18 protein-coding genes are annotated in these 16,320 nt (G+C 58.5%); 11 read left to right on the top strand and 7 right to left on the bottom strand.

Annotated features, from left to right (window positions below; all coding sequences use genetic code 11):
* Positions 1 to 2: 2 nt before the first annotated feature.
* A complete protein-coding gene (locus AC1RPZ_RS00090; protein ID WP_493133592.1) occupies positions 3 to 1,652 on the top strand; it encodes a dipeptide ABC transporter ATP-binding protein in 1,650 nt (549 codons plus the stop codon).
* 103 nt (positions 1,653 to 1,755) lie between these two features.
* Positions 1,756 to 3,030: an OprD family porin gene (locus tag AC1RPZ_RS00085; protein WP_493133590.1), complete on the top strand. Its 1,275-nt coding sequence runs from the start codon at positions 1,756 to 1,758 to the stop codon at positions 3,028 to 3,030.
* Positions 3,031 to 3,084: 54 nt separating this feature from the next.
* Here the strand turns inward: AC1RPZ_RS00085 and zapE are convergent, their stop codons facing one another.
* From zapE to AC1RPZ_RS00070, 3 genes are read right to left on the bottom strand one after another with little or no spacing between them, the layout of a single operon-like run.
* Positions 3,085 to 4,203, bottom strand: coding sequence for a cell division protein ZapE (zapE, locus tag AC1RPZ_RS00080; RefSeq protein ID WP_493133588.1), 1,119 nt, complete (start codon positions 4,201 to 4,203; stop codon positions 3,085 to 3,087).
* Between the two features lie 57 nt (positions 4,204 to 4,260).
* Positions 4,261 to 4,602 carry a nuclear transport factor 2 family protein gene (locus AC1RPZ_RS00075; RefSeq protein ID WP_145016865.1) on the bottom strand — a complete coding sequence of 114 codons (342 nt, stop codon included), beginning with the start codon at positions 4,600 to 4,602 and terminating at the stop codon, positions 4,261 to 4,263.
* A gap of 51 nt (positions 4,603 to 4,653) precedes the next feature.
* A complete protein-coding gene (locus tag AC1RPZ_RS00070; protein ID WP_493133586.1) occupies positions 4,654 to 5,370 on the bottom strand; it encodes a helix-turn-helix transcriptional regulator in 717 nt (238 codons plus the stop codon).
* Positions 5,371 to 5,883: 513 nt separating this feature from the next.
* Here AC1RPZ_RS00070 and AC1RPZ_RS00065 point away from each other — a divergent pair.
* A complete protein-coding gene (locus AC1RPZ_RS00065; protein ID WP_493133585.1) occupies positions 5,884 to 6,255 on the top strand; it encodes a DUF6124 family protein in 372 nt (123 codons plus the stop codon).
* A 185-nt stretch (positions 6,256 to 6,440) separates the two neighbouring features.
* Positions 6,441 to 6,914 (top strand): LEA/WHy family protein, encoded by a 474-nt coding sequence (locus AC1RPZ_RS00060; RefSeq protein WP_493133583.1) that lies wholly within the window; start codon positions 6,441 to 6,443, stop codon positions 6,912 to 6,914.
* Between the two features lie 8 nt (positions 6,915 to 6,922).
* Here the strand turns inward: AC1RPZ_RS00060 and AC1RPZ_RS00055 are convergent, their stop codons facing one another.
* Positions 6,923 to 7,843, bottom strand: coding sequence for a carbon-nitrogen hydrolase family protein (locus AC1RPZ_RS00055; RefSeq protein ID WP_493133581.1), 921 nt, complete (start codon positions 7,841 to 7,843; stop codon positions 6,923 to 6,925).
* Between the two features lie 85 nt (positions 7,844 to 7,928).
* Here AC1RPZ_RS00055 and AC1RPZ_RS00050 point away from each other — a divergent pair, with 85 nt between their 5' ends.
* Positions 7,929 to 8,843, top strand: a complete 915-nt coding sequence (locus AC1RPZ_RS00050; RefSeq protein WP_493133579.1) for a LysR family transcriptional regulator — start codon at positions 7,929 to 7,931, stop codon at positions 8,841 to 8,843.
* Positions 8,844 to 8,855: 12 nt separating this feature from the next.
* Here the strand turns inward: AC1RPZ_RS00050 and AC1RPZ_RS00045 are convergent, their stop codons facing one another.
* Complete coding sequence (locus AC1RPZ_RS00045) at positions 8,856 to 9,107, bottom strand: hypothetical protein (RefSeq protein ID WP_262111038.1); 252 nt, start codon at positions 9,105 to 9,107, stop codon at positions 8,856 to 8,858.
* Between the two features lie 165 nt (positions 9,108 to 9,272).
* Between AC1RPZ_RS00045 and AC1RPZ_RS00040 the strand changes: the two genes are divergently transcribed.
* Positions 9,273 to 9,590 (top strand): ElaB/YgaM/YqjD family protein, encoded by a 318-nt coding sequence (locus tag AC1RPZ_RS00040; protein WP_493133577.1) that lies wholly within the window; start codon positions 9,273 to 9,275, stop codon positions 9,588 to 9,590.
* A 220-nt stretch (positions 9,591 to 9,810) separates the two neighbouring features.
* On the opposite strand, the gene AC1RPZ_RS00035 is transcribed toward AC1RPZ_RS00040, so the two are convergent.
* Positions 9,811 to 10,851: an Ldh family oxidoreductase gene (locus AC1RPZ_RS00035; protein WP_493133575.1), complete on the bottom strand. Its 1,041-nt coding sequence runs from the start codon at positions 10,849 to 10,851 to the stop codon at positions 9,811 to 9,813.
* Between the two features lie 331 nt (positions 10,852 to 11,182).
* Here AC1RPZ_RS00035 and AC1RPZ_RS00030 point away from each other — a divergent pair, with 331 nt between their 5' ends.
* The 4 genes from AC1RPZ_RS00030 (at position 11,183) to AC1RPZ_RS00015 (ending at position 15,531) form a co-directional block, all read left to right on the top strand.
* Positions 11,183 to 11,335, top strand: a complete 153-nt coding sequence (locus AC1RPZ_RS00030) for a hypothetical protein (RefSeq protein WP_493133573.1) — start codon at positions 11,183 to 11,185, stop codon at positions 11,333 to 11,335.
* Complete coding sequence (locus AC1RPZ_RS00025) at positions 11,332 to 11,568, top strand: hypothetical protein (RefSeq protein ID WP_493133571.1); 237 nt, start codon at positions 11,332 to 11,334, stop codon at positions 11,566 to 11,568. Before AC1RPZ_RS00030 ends, AC1RPZ_RS00025 begins: the two co-directional genes overlap by 4 nt.
* Positions 11,569 to 11,643: 75 nt before the next feature.
* Entirely contained in the window at positions 11,644 to 14,847 is a 3,204-nt protein-coding gene (locus AC1RPZ_RS00020; RefSeq protein ID WP_493133569.1) for a dermonecrotic toxin domain-containing protein, read from the top strand.
* A 306-nt stretch (positions 14,848 to 15,153) separates the two neighbouring features.
* Positions 15,154 to 15,531 carry a fe2+ zn2+ uptake regulation protein gene (locus AC1RPZ_RS00015; RefSeq protein ID WP_493133564.1) on the top strand — a complete coding sequence of 126 codons (378 nt, stop codon included), beginning with the start codon at positions 15,154 to 15,156 and terminating at the stop codon, positions 15,529 to 15,531.
* A gap of 16 nt (positions 15,532 to 15,547) precedes the next feature.
* On the opposite strand, the gene AC1RPZ_RS00010 is transcribed toward AC1RPZ_RS00015, so the two are convergent.
* Positions 15,548 to 15,736, bottom strand: a complete 189-nt coding sequence (locus tag AC1RPZ_RS00010) for a hypothetical protein (RefSeq protein ID WP_493133561.1) — start codon at positions 15,734 to 15,736, stop codon at positions 15,548 to 15,550.
* Between the two features lie 157 nt (positions 15,737 to 15,893).
* Here AC1RPZ_RS00010 and AC1RPZ_RS00005 point away from each other — a divergent pair, with 157 nt between their 5' ends.
* A complete protein-coding gene (locus tag AC1RPZ_RS00005) occupies positions 15,894 to 16,022 on the top strand; it encodes a hypothetical protein (RefSeq protein WP_493133559.1) in 129 nt (42 codons plus the stop codon).
* Positions 16,023 to 16,320: the final 298 nt, after the last annotated feature.

The following is a 16,320-nucleotide window of genomic DNA, read 5'->3' as shown; positions in this document are numbered from 1 at the left end:
TCATGCCCAGTCAAAAACCCTTGCTTGAAGTTGACCACCTGCTGATCCGCGCCGGTGCCGAAGGCCCGCTGGCGGTCAACGATCTGAGTTTCACTGTCGCGCCCGGCGAGATTGTCGCGCTGGTGGGTGAATCCGGGAGCGGCAAGACCATGGCCGCGCGCGCAGCGATTGGCCTGCTGCCGCTGCCGATGGAGGTCTGTGGCGGTGCGATCCGCTTTGAAGGCCAGCACCTCAATCAACTGAATGGCGCGCAATGGCGTGACATCCGCGGCGCGCGAATCGGCATGGTCTTTCAGGAGCCGATGGTCTCACTCAACCCGGCCATTCGCATCGGCGAGCAAATGGCCGAAGGTCTGCGCCTGCACACCGACCTGAACACGGCACAGATTCGCCAACGCTGCGTGGACATGCTCACGCGCATCGGCATCGCCGATCCCGAGCGCTGCCTGAGCGCCTATCCCCATGAGTTCTCGGGCGGCATGCGCCAACGGATCATGCTCGCTTCGGTGATGCTGCTGCGTCCGGCGCTGCTGATTGCCGACGAACCCACCACCGCGCTCGATTGCCTGGCACAGCTGGACGTGATCGAACTGATGCTGGAGCTGACCCGCGAACAAGGCACGGCGATCCTGTTCATCAGTCATGATCTGTCGCTGGTGGCGCGTTATGCCCACAAGGTTGTGGTGATGCGTCACGGTCAGGCGGTGGAGCAAGGTTCAATCAACACCATTCTGCTGGCTCCACAACACGCCTACACCCGCCAATTGCTCGAAGCGCTGCCCAAGCGCGGCGAACTGGCCGTGTTACCGGCGGCCGACAAACCCCTGGTGGAAATTATCGGCGTCAGCATCGAGCATCCAGGTCATGCACGGTTCTGGGGAAAATCGCAGCCCAAGCGCGCCGTGCACAGCGCCAACCTGTGCATCGCTCCGGGTGAAACCCTGGCGTTGGTCGGGGGCAGCGGCTCGGGAAAAACCACGCTGGGCCGTGCGCTGGTGGGGCTGGTCAAACCCTGTGCCGGCGAGATTCGCTTCAAGGGCATCGATATCCTCAAGGCCGGTCAGCGTGAGCATCGGCTGCAATGCCAGATGATCTTTCAGGACCCCTACTCGTCCCTCGATCCGCGGATGCGCATTGGCGAAACCCTCGCCGAACCGTTGCGTCATTTACCGGAGCTGAGCGCAGAACAAAAACGTCAGCGCGTCGCCACCACGCTGGTGGATATCGGTTTGTCGGAAGCGTTCATGGAGCGGCTTCCCCATCAGTTGTCGGGCGGTCAACGACAGCGGGTGGCCATCGGCCGAGCGCTGGTGCGGCACCCGCAACTGGTGATCGCCGACGAACCGATTTCGGCGCTGGACATGACCATCCAGAAGCAAATCCTCGAACTGTTCGAGCGCTTGCAGGCGCAGTACGGCTTTGCTTGCCTGTTCATTTCCCATGACCTGGCGGCTGTCGAACGCATCGCCCATCGGGTGGCGGTCATGCACCAGGGTCATATCGTGGAAATCGGCAGCCGTGAGGCGGTCTTCGATAAGCCCTTGCATCCCTACACCCGCCAATTGCTGGCAGCCGCGAGCCCACTGGAACAGTTAATGGGTGGCGGATACCGCCTACGACCAAAACCCGAAACCCTGCTGCCCACACGCTAGCGATCACTGACTTCACCTCAGGCGCCTTCAGAAACCACTGAGGGCGCCCAAGGCGAAGCCATGCCCGAGAAAACAACAAAGAGCCCTCACAGGAGCCAACACCATGAACGCACGACTCATGCAGCACTTGACCTTGATCGGCGGCACCAGCCTGCTGCCAATGGCCGCCGAAGCGGAATTCCTCAAGGACAGCAAGGCCACGCTGGACCTTAAAAACTACTACTTCAACCGCGATTACCGCGAAGGCGATGGCCAGTCCAAGCGTGACGAATGGGCCCAGGGATTTCTGCTGAACCTGCAATCGGGTTACACCGAAGGCACGGTCGGCTTTGGTCTGGATGCGCTCGGCATGCTTGGGCTGAAGCTCGACTCCAGCCCCGATCGCTCCGGCAGCGGTTTGTTGTCCCGAGAAAGCCAGGCCGAGCCCGGCAAACCGAGCTACGCCAGGCGTGCCCACGACAGCTATTCCAAGGTGGGCCTGACCGCCAAGGCCCGGGTGGCCAAGAGCGAACTGCGCATTGGTCATTTGCTGCCCGACCTGCCGCTGCTGCAACCGAACACCAGCCGGGTGCTCCCGCAGACCTTCGAAGGTGGCCTGCTCAGCTCCCGCGACATCAAGGGCCTCACGTTGCGCGGCGGGCAGATCGATCGGGTCAAACAGCGGGAATCCACCGACTACGAAAAAATGGGTTTGACCAGTCAGAGCGGGGCTTACAAGAGCTCGGCAAAAAGCGACGAGTTCCGTTTCGGCGGCGCGGACTACCAATTCACCCCAACCCTGACCGGCAGCTATCACTACGCGCAGCTTGAGGACATTTATCAGCAGCACTACGTCGGCCTCAAGCACAGCCTGGCGCTGGGCGGCGGCACGCTGAAAAGCGATATCCGCTATTTCAGTGCCGACGAGGCCGGCGCAGGGCTGGCCGGCACCGTCGACAACCGCGCCTTGAGCACCCGCTTCATGTATGCGATTGCCGGGCATTCCATCGGTGGCGGCTTCCAGCAGCAGTACGGTGAAACACCGTTTGCCTACGTCGACGGCAGCAACACCTACCTGTTCACCGAGTACCAACTGAGCAACTTCTCGCAAACCAAAGAACGTGCCTGGCACGCCCGCTACGATTTCGACTTCGCTGCCGTGGGCATACCGGGGCTGCTGTTCTCCACGCGTTACGCCAAGGGCGATCAGGCGCAGATCAGGAAATTTGTCGGTGAAGGTCGGGAGTGGGAGCGTGACATCGACCTGGGCTACACCATTCAGAGCGGCCCGTTGAAGAACGTCAGCGCCCGCTGGCGCAACGGTATGAGCAAGAGCAACTACCAGCGCGACACCAACGAAAACCGCTTGATCCTAAGTTACAGCGTCAAGCTATGGTAAGACCAAGTTGAGGATCGCAGGCTGCGCACGTTCTGGGGCGTGGCCTGCGGTCATTCAGGCTTCGGCAAAACGCTGCAATTGCATTTCTTTCAGCCGGCTATGGGTCCGGCGAAACGGGAACTCCAGATACCCCTCGGTGTACAGCTCATCCATCGGCACCTGCGCGTCGAGGTACAGCGGTACTTTGCGGTCGTAGCACTCGTCGACCAGCGCGATGAAGCGCCGCACGCTGTCGTCATGTACCGACAATTGCGGCAGTTCGCGGTCACCGGCCTCGACGCGCTCAGCGCCATCCTCGGTGCCTCGGGCAATGCGGCCGGGGCGCTGATGGGCGCTGAGATTGGGGACTTCGCTCAACAGAATAGCGCTGAAGCGATCACACAGCGCCATGAAGTCCATCGCCGCGAACGGTTGCTCGCACAGGTCCGCGTAACGGCACCAGAGCACGGTTTCACTGGCCTTGACGGCAATCAATGAGCGATAGCCAATGATCACCGGGGCGCTGGACACCGGCTGTCCTTCGGTCAGGGTGTTGAACACCTCGCTCATCGGATCAGGCTGACCCGGCGCACTGACCCAATACCGTTGCAGACCAATTCCCGGATGCAATCGGTGATCTTCACCACCGTCCACCGCCACCACCCGCATGTGGCTTTTGATCGCGGCAATCCCCGGCAAAAAACGCTCACGGTTGAAACCGTCTGCGTACAGCTGTTCCGGTGGTTGATTGGAGGTGCAGACCATCACCACGCCTTCGTCGAACATCACCTGGAACAACCGCCCGAGAATGAGCGCGTCGCCGATGTCGTTCACGAACAACTCGTCAAAACACAGCACCCGCACGTCCCGGGCCAGCTCACGGGCCAGCGCTCGCAGCGGGTCGACGGTGCCGGTCAGTTGAAACGAGCGCTGGTGCACCCAGCCCATGAAATGGTGAAAATGCTGACGTCGGGCGGGTACGCGCAGGCTCTGGTAGAACTGGTCCATCAACCAGGTCTTGCCCCGCCCGACCGGGCCCCAGAGATAAACCCCGGTGATCGGCGTTCGGCCCTGATGCAAGGCTTCGTGGCACTGCTGCAATGCCTGAACGGCGTGTTCTTGCGCGGCATCCGGCACGAAGCCTTTTTGCTTGATCGCGTACTGATAAGCACTGAGGGGCGAATCGAAGGTCATACCGGTCTGTTTCGCAGCGGAAAGCGCGAAGTATGGCACCGATAGAACCGACCGCGCCTACAACGAAATATCCAGCCGGGCAATTTTGCCCTGCTCGTTCAGGCGGAATACATAGCGCAGTTCCAGCGGACTGCCGGGGAACGTGCCGGAAATCAGGTTGCTGACCAGTACTTTGCCGGTGCGTTGCTGCACGTCCAGCACTTCGACCCGAGGCTGGTAACGGCGCGCGGTGTCTTCCATCCATTGCGCGATGGCGTGGGTGCCGACCTGATGGGCGCCTTCATCGAAAACGTTGGCGTCCTCGGCGAAAAAACTGGCGACTGCCGAGCTGTCACGGGCATTGGCGGCAGCGATATAGGCGGCAATGGCGGGTGCGAGTGAAACGGCTGGGTTCGACATGGTACGGCTCCTTGTTGGTTGATTCTGGAGCCATTTTAAAGCAGCGCTGTGTCAGTTCTTGTCAGGAGTGAAACGCCCCGCTTCATCCAGTTGCATCGCCTTGCGCCAGGCCCGCAACAGGTCACTGCGACGCCCAGGATAGCGTTCACCCAGCTCTCGGGCGGCGGCAATCCGGTCGGTGCGAAAGGTTCGAAAAGCCTCGCGCAACTCGCACCAGGCGACGATCACGCGCGCCTCATTCATAAAACCCAGCGCCAACGGCCAGATCAGCCGCTGGCTCGGGGTTTTGTTCACGTCCGCGTAATCGATCTGCAACTTGGCTTGCGCACGAATCGCCTGGCGGAACACGTTCAACTCCACGGCGTTTTGCGGATAACCGTAACCCGGCGGCCCCGGCAATACCGTCGGATTGCGCAAGGCTTCCTGAGCGTCCGGCGCCAACACGGCGGCAATCTTCGCCAGAGCATCGGCGGCGGCTTTGCTCAGCACCTCATCGCCACGCTGATCGACATAGCGCAACCCCAGCACCACCGCTTCGGTCTCGTCGGCATTGAGCATCAGCGGTGGCAGAAACAAACCGCTGCGCAGCACGTAGCCGATGCCTGCTTCGCCAAAGATCGGCGCGCCGAGGGCCGTCAGCTCGGCGATATCGCGGTACAGCGTGCGCTCCGAGATCTCCAGCTCACTGGCCAGTGTCGCCGCCGTCACCGGACGACTTTTACCGCGCAGCACTTGCAATAAGGTCAACAACCGACTGGTACGCGACACGATCAGCCTGCTCTGTGGAATGAAGGTCGACGGAGCTTAGCAGAGGCCACTGTCAGAAACTGTCAGCAGAGCCGCACTGCGTTAGCAATCGACCTTCCACTTGGCCCGGCACCGTGCGCAGATGCCGGGAGAGGCGCAGCTGGCGTTTGAAGAAGGATTTACTGACGCGTTTAATTTGTCGGCCAATGGATAAACCACAGGCTACAACGCCTTGCGTCGTGACCTACACCTGCGCCAGAATCCGCCGGCTTGTGCGCTTGGGTCCTCGCCTCTATCGTTTCCGTGTCGCTGAAAATCAGCGATCGGGTTTGGTAGCCCGGGTAAGGCGCACAGCGCCGACATTTCCAATCAGTGGGCGATTTCTTTTTGCCTGCTGTTTGTTATGGCGGCTGTGCGCAGGGCGCCTTCGGGTGCGCCGGTTTCCTTACCCGGTCTACCAACCTGCGTTCAGTCGCCACCCTATCGTTTGGTAGCAATAGGTTGCGACTCCACTTTTAAGTAAGGAGATTCGCCATGTTCAAACCAACACCCAATCCCCCCGAAACCGACCCCGTTTCCCCCTACGCTTCCCTCGATTCAAAAGAGCTCCACGCCGCTGCGCACCGTGCGCTCGATCACTACCTGGTACTGCCTGAGACCAAGGCATTGCTATCCGACCGACGCCCCGGCTGCATTTTCGTCATTGCCCCCGACGTCGACAGCGAAACCCTGCTGGCCCACGCCTGCGAGACCCTCGCCTCGGCCAATGTCATGGCCAGCGATCTGGCGTTTGACCTCGACGGTCCGAAGCGCAATACCGCACTGGCGATTCAGCAGATGATTTCCCTGGCCGAGTTGGCGGTGAATCGCGCACTGGATCGCCTCGATCCACTTGATCCGGCGTAGGAGCTGGCGCAGCCTGCGATCTTTTTGGCATCCGGAAGCTACAATCCTCACGGTCATGGAAAACCCGGATGTCATGCCCCACGGCGAACCACTCAAGCCTTCCGTGGTCGCACAGGTGAACCGCTAACGCTGCTCGAGGGTCGAGCCACTGGCGGTTCGACCCTTATTTTTTCGAGAGCTCGTTCATGCGCAGATTCCTCGCTTTAAGCCTTTCCCTGCTCTTGCTCAGCCTGAGCGCCTGCGCCCTGTTCCCCAATCGTGATCCGCTGAACGTCAATGTGGTCGGCATCGAACCCTTGCAAAACCAGGACCTGGAAGTGCGTTTTGCAGTGAAACTGCGTCTGCAAAACCCCAACGAAACCCCCATCGACTACAACGGCGTGGCCCTGAGCCTGGAGGTCAATGGCCAGCCCTTGGCCTCGGGCGTGAGCGATCAGCGGGGGTCGATCCCGCGTTACTCCGAGGCGATCATCAGCGTGCCAGTGAGTATTTCTGCGTTCTCCGTGCTGCGCCAAACCCTAGGCCTGAGCAAGACACAATCCCTCGACAACCTGCCTTATGTGTTGCGCGGCAAATTGGCCGGTGGTGCATTCGGCACTATGCGCTTCGTCGACAAAGGCACACTCAACCTGCCGGGTTCGACAGCGGGCACTTGGTAAACCGCGCCTCAGATAAACCGCACACCGGGTTTGGCCCGTTCATCCACGGTCAACTCGAACACGTCCGGGCGCGCGTAGTGCCCGACCACGTCGTAGTCGTAGCGCGCACGAACCAGTTCGTCGGTGTCGATCTCGGCCGTGAGCAACCCCCCGCCGCCCAGCAGTGGTCCGGCCAGCACGTCGCCCATTGGGCCGATAATCACACTGCCACCGGCAATCAATGGGCGCTCGGCCGGCCAGTTGGCAATCTCCACACCCAAAGCGTGCGGTGATGGCTGGACCTGGCAGGCGCTGACCACGAAACAACGTCCTTCATGAGCGATGTGGCGCATGCTGACCTGCCACATTTCGCGCTCGTCGACCGTTGGCGCGCACCAGACTTCCACACCCTTGGCATACATCGCGGTGCGCAGCAGCGGCATCATGTTTTCCCAGCACACCGCTGCGCCAATGCGTCCGACCTGGCTGTCGATCACCGGCAGTGTCGAGCCGTCGCCCTTGCCCCAGATCAACCGCTCGGTGCCGGTGGGCATCAGTTTGCGGTGCTTGGCCACCAAGCCGTTTTTTGGCTCGAGGTACAACGCTGTGCAGTACAAGGTGCTGCCTGAACGCTCGATCACACCCAGCACCAGATTCGCCCCGGTTCGCGCAGATAACCCGGCCAAGGCTTCGGTTTCGACGCCCGGCACATCGATGGCATTGGCGAAATAGCGCGCAAACGCCTCACGACCTTCCGGCAATCGATAACCCAACTGCGTGCCGAAGCCTTCGCCTTTGGGGTATCCGCCGAGCAGAGCCTCGGGCATGACCACCAGCCCGGCGCCGGACTCGATGATCGCCTGTTCATACGACAGAATCTGTTCCAGGGTCTCGCCCTTGCCACCTGGCAACGAACCGATTTGCAACGCAGCAACGATGGATTTTGGCATCGAGATAACTCCCTGAGCATTGAGGTATTGCTCATTCTCCGGCCACCGCCGATCATGAATAAAGCCCCGCTCACTGCTGAAAGATATGAGCCAAATGAATATCGCCGACATTGACCTCAACTTGCTCAAAGTCTTCGAAGCCCTGCACGACGAGTCCAGCGCCAGCCGCGCCGCGCTGCGTCTGGGCGTCACGCAGTCTGCGGTGAGTGCGGCATTGCGCCGGCTGCGCGATGTGTACGCCGATCAGTTGTTCGTGCGCACCGGACGTGGTTTGGCGCCGACATTGCGCGCTAATCAATTGAAACCGGTAGTCAGCGACGCGCTGAACAAATGCCGACAAAGCCTGGCGATGGTCGATCCGGCAGCCAACCAGTACGAAGGGCGTTCAGTGATTGTCGGTTTATCGGATGATTTCGAGATTGCCTATGGCCGGCGATTGATCGAGGAAATCGCCCGACGTGCGCCCAAACTGCGGCTGATCTTTCGTCAGACCCACAGCCAGATCGTTGCTCAGGCCTTGATGGAGCGCAGCGTTGACCTGGCGATCACCGCGGGCGGTTTTGCCGAGCGCTTGCTCAGCCGTCAGGTGCTGGGTGAAGGCAGCTATCAGTGTCTGGTCGACCCCGACAGCCTGGCCGACGGACAACAGGAAATAGGCCTCGACGAGTTTGTCGCTCGTGAGCACATTCTGGTGTCGTCTGGAGGGTTTATCGGCATTACCGACGAGGGTTTGGCGGGGCTGGGATTGAGTCGGCGAGTCTGTGCGTCGACCACGCATTTTGCCGCGCTGCCATTCCTGCTCAAGGGCAGCCGGGCCGTGGCGACGATCCCGGCCCATGCGGCGCAGAGCATCGCCGCACTCAGCGGGTTGGCTTTGCTGCCCTGCCCGCTGGCACTGCCGCGCTATCCGATCGAACTGGGCTGGCGTACCAACAGCCAACTCGACCCGCTTCTGCTGAAAGTGCGTGAAGCGATTGTCGCCAGTTTCAAGTCACACTGAATGAGCTGAAGGTTACTTGGCGGCCATCAAGCGGTTAACTTCGCTGCGGACCATGTTGGCGTATTCCGGCGGTGACATGGCGTCCAGTTCGGAACGCACCCATTCAGACCATTTACCTTTGCGCTTGGAACGCTCGCCGAACAAACGTGCCGCTTCGCCTTTGGATTTGCCTAGGTTGCTCTGCCAGAGGTCGAACAGACGGGACTTTTCATCTTCAAGCGCAGCGCGCTCGGCAAGGGGCTTGTCGGCCAGATTGAAGCTCATGGGAGTTACCTGCTGCATAAAATAGGCGACATCTTACACTGTAGGCAGAAATTTCCGGGGGCGGATTTTCCATTGGCGTTGAGTTCCAGGGCAAAAAGACTGCAACTTTTCTGCTACACCTACACTCCATTGACCACTGCCCATTGACCTGCAAGGAGTCACCCGATGGCCCGAAAAACCCCAGTGCAAGCAAACGACGAGCAAATCAAGGATCAAGTCTTCAGTGAGCTTCAAGCGCTGATCGAAGAGTCGGAAAAACTGCTCAAAAGCAGTGCCTCACTGGTCGGCGAAGAAGCAGAAAACCTGCGCGGACAAGTCGCGCTGAAACTGCGGCTGGCACGCAATTGCGTGTCCAGCGTGCGTGAACGCACCCAGCCGGTGGTCGAGGCGACCGAAACCTACATCGGTGGTCACCCTTGGCAAACCGTAGCGATCTCGGCCGGCTTTGGTCTGGTGGTGGGTTTACTGCTGGGTCGTCGCTGAAGAAACGACAAAGGCGAGCCATTAGCATAACGTTCTGTATAGCGAAGCAAGTCCAGTGTGGGAGCGAGCTTGCTCGCGATGACGGTTTTACATTCGACATCAATGTTTACTGTCACACCGCAATCGCGAGCAAGCTCGCTCCCACATTCGATCTTTGCTGTTTCGGAGCTTGTGTTCGCTTAACTAAATTGGCATTACGTCATGGCTCGCCTTTTCCACATCAATTGCCCGCCAATTCCCGCAATTGCGCCAGGGTCTGCGCATCGAGCGTGATGCCCCCAGCCAACGACTTCGCCCGCTCGCGATGACGTCGGTCACCCGGCAAACGCCGCAGCCCCACTCCATGCATTTGCCTGACCAGTTCCTGACTGCGTTCAGCGAAACTCTGCCCGGCGGCTTTGCTCGGATCGATCACGATCAGTAACTGGCCGGTCCACGGTGTTTTCGCCCCGGGATGATTGGACCAGTCGAACTCGAACGAGAAGTTGCCACCGGTCAACGCGGCCGCCAGCAGTTCGACCATCATCGACAACGCCGAGCCCTTGTGCCCGCCGAATGGCAGCAATGCACCGCCCTCCAGAATCGCTTTCGGGTCCTGCGTTGGCTGGCCCAGGCTGTCCACGCCCATACCGGGCGGCAGACGCTCACCCTTACGTGCAGCGATCTGCACATCGCCATGGGCGATGGCGCTGGTGGCCAAGTCAAATACTATCGGGTCGGCCCCTGCGCAGGGCGCCGCAAACGCAATCGGGTTCGTGCCAAACAATGGACGATCGGCGCCGTGCGGCACCACGCAGGTCATGCTGTTGACCACACTCAGCGCCACCAGGCCTTCATAGGCAAAGGGCTCGACATCCGGCCAAAGTGCAGCGAAATGGTGGGAGTTACGGATCGCCATGACCGCGATCCCGGCGCTGCGGGCTTTCTCGACCAACAATGCGCGACCTGCGGCCAACGCCGGCTGGGCGAAGCCGTTGTCGGCGTCCACCCGGACAAAACCCGAGGCCACGTCCTCGACTACCGGAACCGCCTTGCCATTGACCCAGCCGCTGTTCAATGTCGAGACATAGCCCGGGATCCGGAACACCCCATGACTGTGGGCACCATCGCGTTCGGCGCCGGCACAGTTTTCGGCCAGTACCCTGGCGACTTCCATAGAGGTGCCATGCCTTAAAAATATCGACTCCAGAAGGCCAACCAATTCTTCGTACGACAAGTGTGGCGAGACTGCATTGACTGCATGATCGTGTGGCACAGACATCTGAAGCTCCGGATTTATTATTGGAGTGGGCAACAGCGTACATAGACCTAGCGAGCTGATTAAACACCGTTTCCCGAGTCCTCTGTCAACCTTCCTCGTTCAACGCTGCCAAGACGCCCCGCGGGCCTGATCATCAAATACACAGGCGCCAGCGATGCACTAACTATCTACCACCGTTCGATGTTTCCTGTGCCCTAGCCTTGCGCTTTCTTCTTGCGACGCGCATCCGTCGCCTCAAGCCGAGACCAGAGCAATGACCGACCGACCGTTACCGCTTTTTTTTCCTGAAGCACTACGCGCCACCAAAACATTGAGCCCACGAGTCAGAGCCATGGGGTTCACACTCGCGGACCTGACCTGGCTACGTAACATTGAACTGGCGACCCACGCGCTTCGCACCGCGCAAACATCGCCGATGACTGTTGAGAACATCCTGCTGAATGTGGCCGGTTCGGACCCCGAACCCTTGCCGGTAGCTTCATGATGCACCCGGTACCCAATAGCACGCAGGCTATTCTCTACACACCCTATGGCGGGCTGCTGAAGTTTGATGACCGACCGGCGCTATTGAGGGCACTGGACGACACACTGAAAGATGCTGAAGCGCGTACGGATCTGTTGAGCTTTCTGCCCATTTCCCGACGCGACTCACTCACGGTCAACGGCCCGTTCACGCTGACTGGCCAAGTGATCCTGGCGTGCACGCGCTGCGAATAGTCCTTCGATTGTGTTGGCGGTACAGGCCGCCCTGTCTCGATTAAGAAATTTCAAAGCGCTCAATCGTCCCTTGATTTGAAAATAGCAGCACTGCCTTCAGGTAGCGTTGAGCAACAACGCACTTCTCTGGAGGCCATCAAGTCTGATCTGGCCCATGCAATGTCGGTGGGGATTCGGGGTGAAGCCACTCTTCGCGTGCTCACCAAGACACTGCGAGCAGACGAAAAAGCGATCATCGATACCGTGCTCAACCCGGACAAACCGACTCGCAATCAAAGGGACAAGCTGCACGGGTTTCGACCAGATGCCTGGTCATTGATGCTTGAGTGCTCGAATGAGCCGAATCTGATACCGCTGGCAAACTGCTTTTTGCTGACCGAACGTGGTGGACTTGACCCGTCCACCTCCGGTCGGGCGATCCTCTGGACGCCTGGGCGTGGGCTCGAATCCTTCAGTTCCATCGCCAGCGCCAAAGTCGAATTGGGTAGACGTCTTTTGGATAACAATAAACGACTGTCGCTCCTGGAGAATCTTCCCCGCACGCAATACCGTCCGCACCGGACTTACACACTCGAGTCTTTTCGACTGATTGAAAGCAATGTGCTTCAGGACCGCCAGCAATCCGCCATCGAGCATTATCTGGACGCCAGGAAACACACCCTCTCGCTAAAGTTACCCGCCGCCTCGGTACTGGCTGATGTTGAGCAACACAAGCGCGCGCCCACCCCACTCAACCTGAAGCGTGCGACGCAAATTGCCGAGGCAATCATCACGCAACAGTCGCTACCCGTCTGGCTGGGGGCGGCACCCAACAGCGACGTGCAACGCCATGTGGAACTCCTGGAGCAGTATCGGCACAGCATCGAGAGCAGCGAAGACTACCTGCATGGCATAAAGCCGTTGACTGACTACGTCCGCGAACAGCTCAAGGCACTGATGAGGCAGCGATTCCCGCAAGCCAGCCTTGATCCAGACCAATTGAAGGTGACGCCTAATCCGGCGTCGGCGGGTGCTGTGCAAACATTGACCGATTTCGCGCTGAACCCGACCCACGCGTTGCAGAATCTCGATTTCAGTATTACGTCAAAAAATGCCCAAACGCTCCCGACAGACCTGGATGCCAGCGAAGTCAAAAGGCTGTTGCAGCAGCTGGATATCAAGACGGCATACCGCCAGTTCCTTACAGAGAAATTGGCGAGCAACGCAACAGACGTCGCCTCCCGACAACAACAGTTCATCAAGCAGTTGCCTTGGCAACTGTTGCTGCATGCCCACGCGCTGAAACTGCAGGAAAAACTCACAGAACGCGGCTTCGGCTTGATTCAGCAGGTGCTGGACATGCCGGACGCCCTGGCACGCGCAGCCGTAACCGGTGCCAACGCCATCGTTCGTCCATTGGAATTGATCGCAAGCGAAGGCGCCGCGGCAGTCAAAACATCAGGGCTCTACCTGATAGGTGAAAGCGCCTCAGGGCCGCAGATTCTTTACGCACCTTACGACAAACATCTGGGGCTCACCGAATATGAAAATGAAGCCAGCGTCCTGAGCGCCATCAAACGTCCGGGGGCCTTGCAGGATCTTGTGCTCAGACGCCTGCCCGATCCGCATAAGGCAACCTACGAAAACGTGTTGGCAAGTAGCAGCAATACGGTTATTCGGCTGGCGTCCAACCCTATCGATGGAAACCTGTTGCACCAGCTATTCATCGATAACAAAGACCTGCTGTCACACCTGCTCGGCAGTCGGACTCAGCGTAGCGCAGAGTCCGACTGGGAAGCGCTCAAAGCGTTGTTCTCCAAAGGCATCGCATTCGGCCTCCAGTTTTTGCCTGGCAAACTGGCATTCCCCCTCATGCTCTGGGAAAGCTACACGTCCTTCAAACAGTCGGCCGAAGCCCTTCAGGACCATCACTGGAAGACGGCGCTGAGGACCTTTATCAACGGCGTGGCGCAAATGGTCGCGCTGGGTAAGTTACTTCGCGAACCCGCCGCCTCGACTGCCGAGCCGGTTGTGCACAGCGAACCCATAGTCGAAACGCCTTTCGTTGCCACTGACGTGTCCAAGGTCGATGTCACTTCACCTTCACGCACCCTGCTACAACCCTTTGAAGCCACAGGTGTCGAGTTGAAAAAGCTGGGGGCAAAGGCTGCTGACGGCACTTACCTTGAGTCAACGACCAAACGCAAATACGCCCCTGTCGATGGCAAGGTGTATCAAATCAAAAAGTTCGGTGTGGCATCACGTATCGTCGATGCTCAACGCCAGGGCCCTTATCTTCAGAACAGTGGCACGCAGTGGCTACTGGACCCGGACGTGTATAGCGTTCATTTCGGTAAAGCCATGTCACGGCTGCACAACACACATCAGCCTCGCTCCGTAGCGCGACACTTTATCAACGTCCAGGCCCAAGGCATGGAAGCCATCCATCGGTTCCACCCGGAAAAGGCCCGGATGATTCAACAGGCGCTGGATATGGCGCGTTTCTACGCATTCAACAGTTTGCATAATCTGGTTCAATTGAAAGCGTCCACCTCCGGAACACGGCTGGATGGTTTTCTCAAAGAGTTCTTTAACGTGCCGACGATCGATGGCGCCATTCTGAAAAAGATCAAGGACACCATCGTTCCGTTGTGCGAGGCGCTGGTGGACCCGACACTGGACAGACTCGATCACAATCGCTTTGTCGTCGGCTCGAACCGCTATCCCGAGGATAAGGTGATCGCCTTCGTCATCGCAGCAGATCAGCAACAAAGGGTGCACTTCACCGAATTATTCTTCAATCAAGGCCTGAGTGTTTATGAACATGCACTGACAGAGCCTTTTGATGTCGTTGCCCATGCTCAGGCAGCCACGTTGATCCATGAGTTTTCGCACCTGTTTTCCAATACCATTGACATCGCATTGGTGGAATCCAGAAGGCCCTTTAGTGACCTGATCTCGACAGTTCTCATGCATAACAACCTGTTGAAACAGGCTCAAGAGCAGTTTCAGCGCGAGGCATTGTCGATACACACCCCCCTCGATGAGTTGTTCGCCTATTGGAACAGCGAGCTGAATACCTGGCAGGACCTCGATGACATTCCCGAAGCTAAAAAACTGCGTGACCGGATAACGGCCATCACCGGCACCCGCAGCATGGCCGAAGCCCGACAGGCATTTCGTGACCCGGTTTCAGCAGAGCGGCGGATCGACACCATCCTTATCAATGCCGACTCTGTTGCGCGGCTGATCTGCGAAATGGGGCGTCGGCTCGATCCGGTACCCTTGGTCGTAAATTGATGCCCATGAGTCATGCGTCAACAGCCGCTTCGGCAATCATCAGCAACCCGGTTTGATTGACCATTTTTCACACCCACTCAGGATAATGCTCGGCCATATCCTGACGTGGGACATCACGGTAACGATTCAGGATGAAAAAAATTTAACCGTCCATCCCCGGCAAAACCGGGCATCTCACCTTGCGCTGACGTGCTTCCGACAATTTTTCTACATACGAGCCTTCATAATTTACGCAGCTCATTCGTCATCAGTTAATGAGAGCGCCCATCACTTTTTCCTGATCAGGCTCTGAAAAGGAGTTATTGCATGTACAACTCGCAACTGCCAACGGATGGCAACCCTGCGCCAAACGGTTCGCTGAATCTGGACGCTGGCGCGTTCGCCAAAAACGCCGAACGCCACAATAATGAGCGCATCCGGCAACTGCTCAAAAGCTTCGGCCTGCGAACCAGCCTGATTCGCCTGAAAGTCATCGACGCGCTACTGACCGCCGCAGAGAACGATCATCCTCTGGGGGTGCGAGGTGTGCACAGCCACTTGCTGGAGATGGATATTCCCCTGTCCTTTCTCAGTGTTCGCGAAGTGTTGAAGCGACTGTGCAGCGAAGGCGTGGTGGTCTTGAACCCCGACAAAAGCTACAGCCTGCACCCGCAAGCGGCTGCCGTGCTCTACGGCAGTCAATGATGCGTTGCCACGTTGCCTAAGGTTTGACCTTGCGACGCATCACACCGTTGATCACCACCACGATCACCGCCACACCGATGGCGATGTACTGGAACAGCTTTTCGCTGATCATTCCAGCGTTCTGCAGGTACGACAGACCAAACATGATCCCCAGCACGACAAGGGAGATCAGAATCGAATATTTCAAACGTTGCGACTGGGTCATTGCGGGTTCCTGAACCTGAAAATGTGTATCCGGTTTGTATCCTGATGCATGCCAAGTCCCTACGCTTCTTCGGGGATGAGCGGCTGCAAACGGGGTCTCATGTTACAGCCCATGAAGCATTTTGGCTCCATGCGGTTCAAACGATGAGGATTGAGAAATGTTCCGTCGAATCACAGTGCTGATTCCCCTGCTGATTATCCTGACCATGAGCGGTTGCGTATGTTTCCCACGCGGAGGTGGCTGGCATGGCGACCACCGCTACTACCATGATGGCTACTACCGTTGAGCTGTATTAAGGGGGGCGTTCATATCATTAAGTGCTCCCATGCCCTCACCCTCTGACAACTACTGATAACGTCAGGATAAAAGCCCGCCACTGAGCGTAATGCTGTTCACTTAAGCATTTGAGTCCACGCCGGGCTTCCTAGAAAATCCGATGCCAGATCTCTGGCATCGGATTTTTTATGTCTGTTCAACAGGACCTGCTCGACCTCGGCGACCTTTTCGACTTCTCCGACCTGAGCACCTTCACCCAAAACATCCCCGTCGAGTGGGTGGCGTCAGCGCTGGATCTTTCCACGCAG

Source organism: Pseudomonas sp. GW822-FHT02D10 (assembly GCF_058802345.1).
Note: the sequence above shows the minus strand (reverse complement) of the source record. Positions and strands in the feature narration are given on the sequence as shown.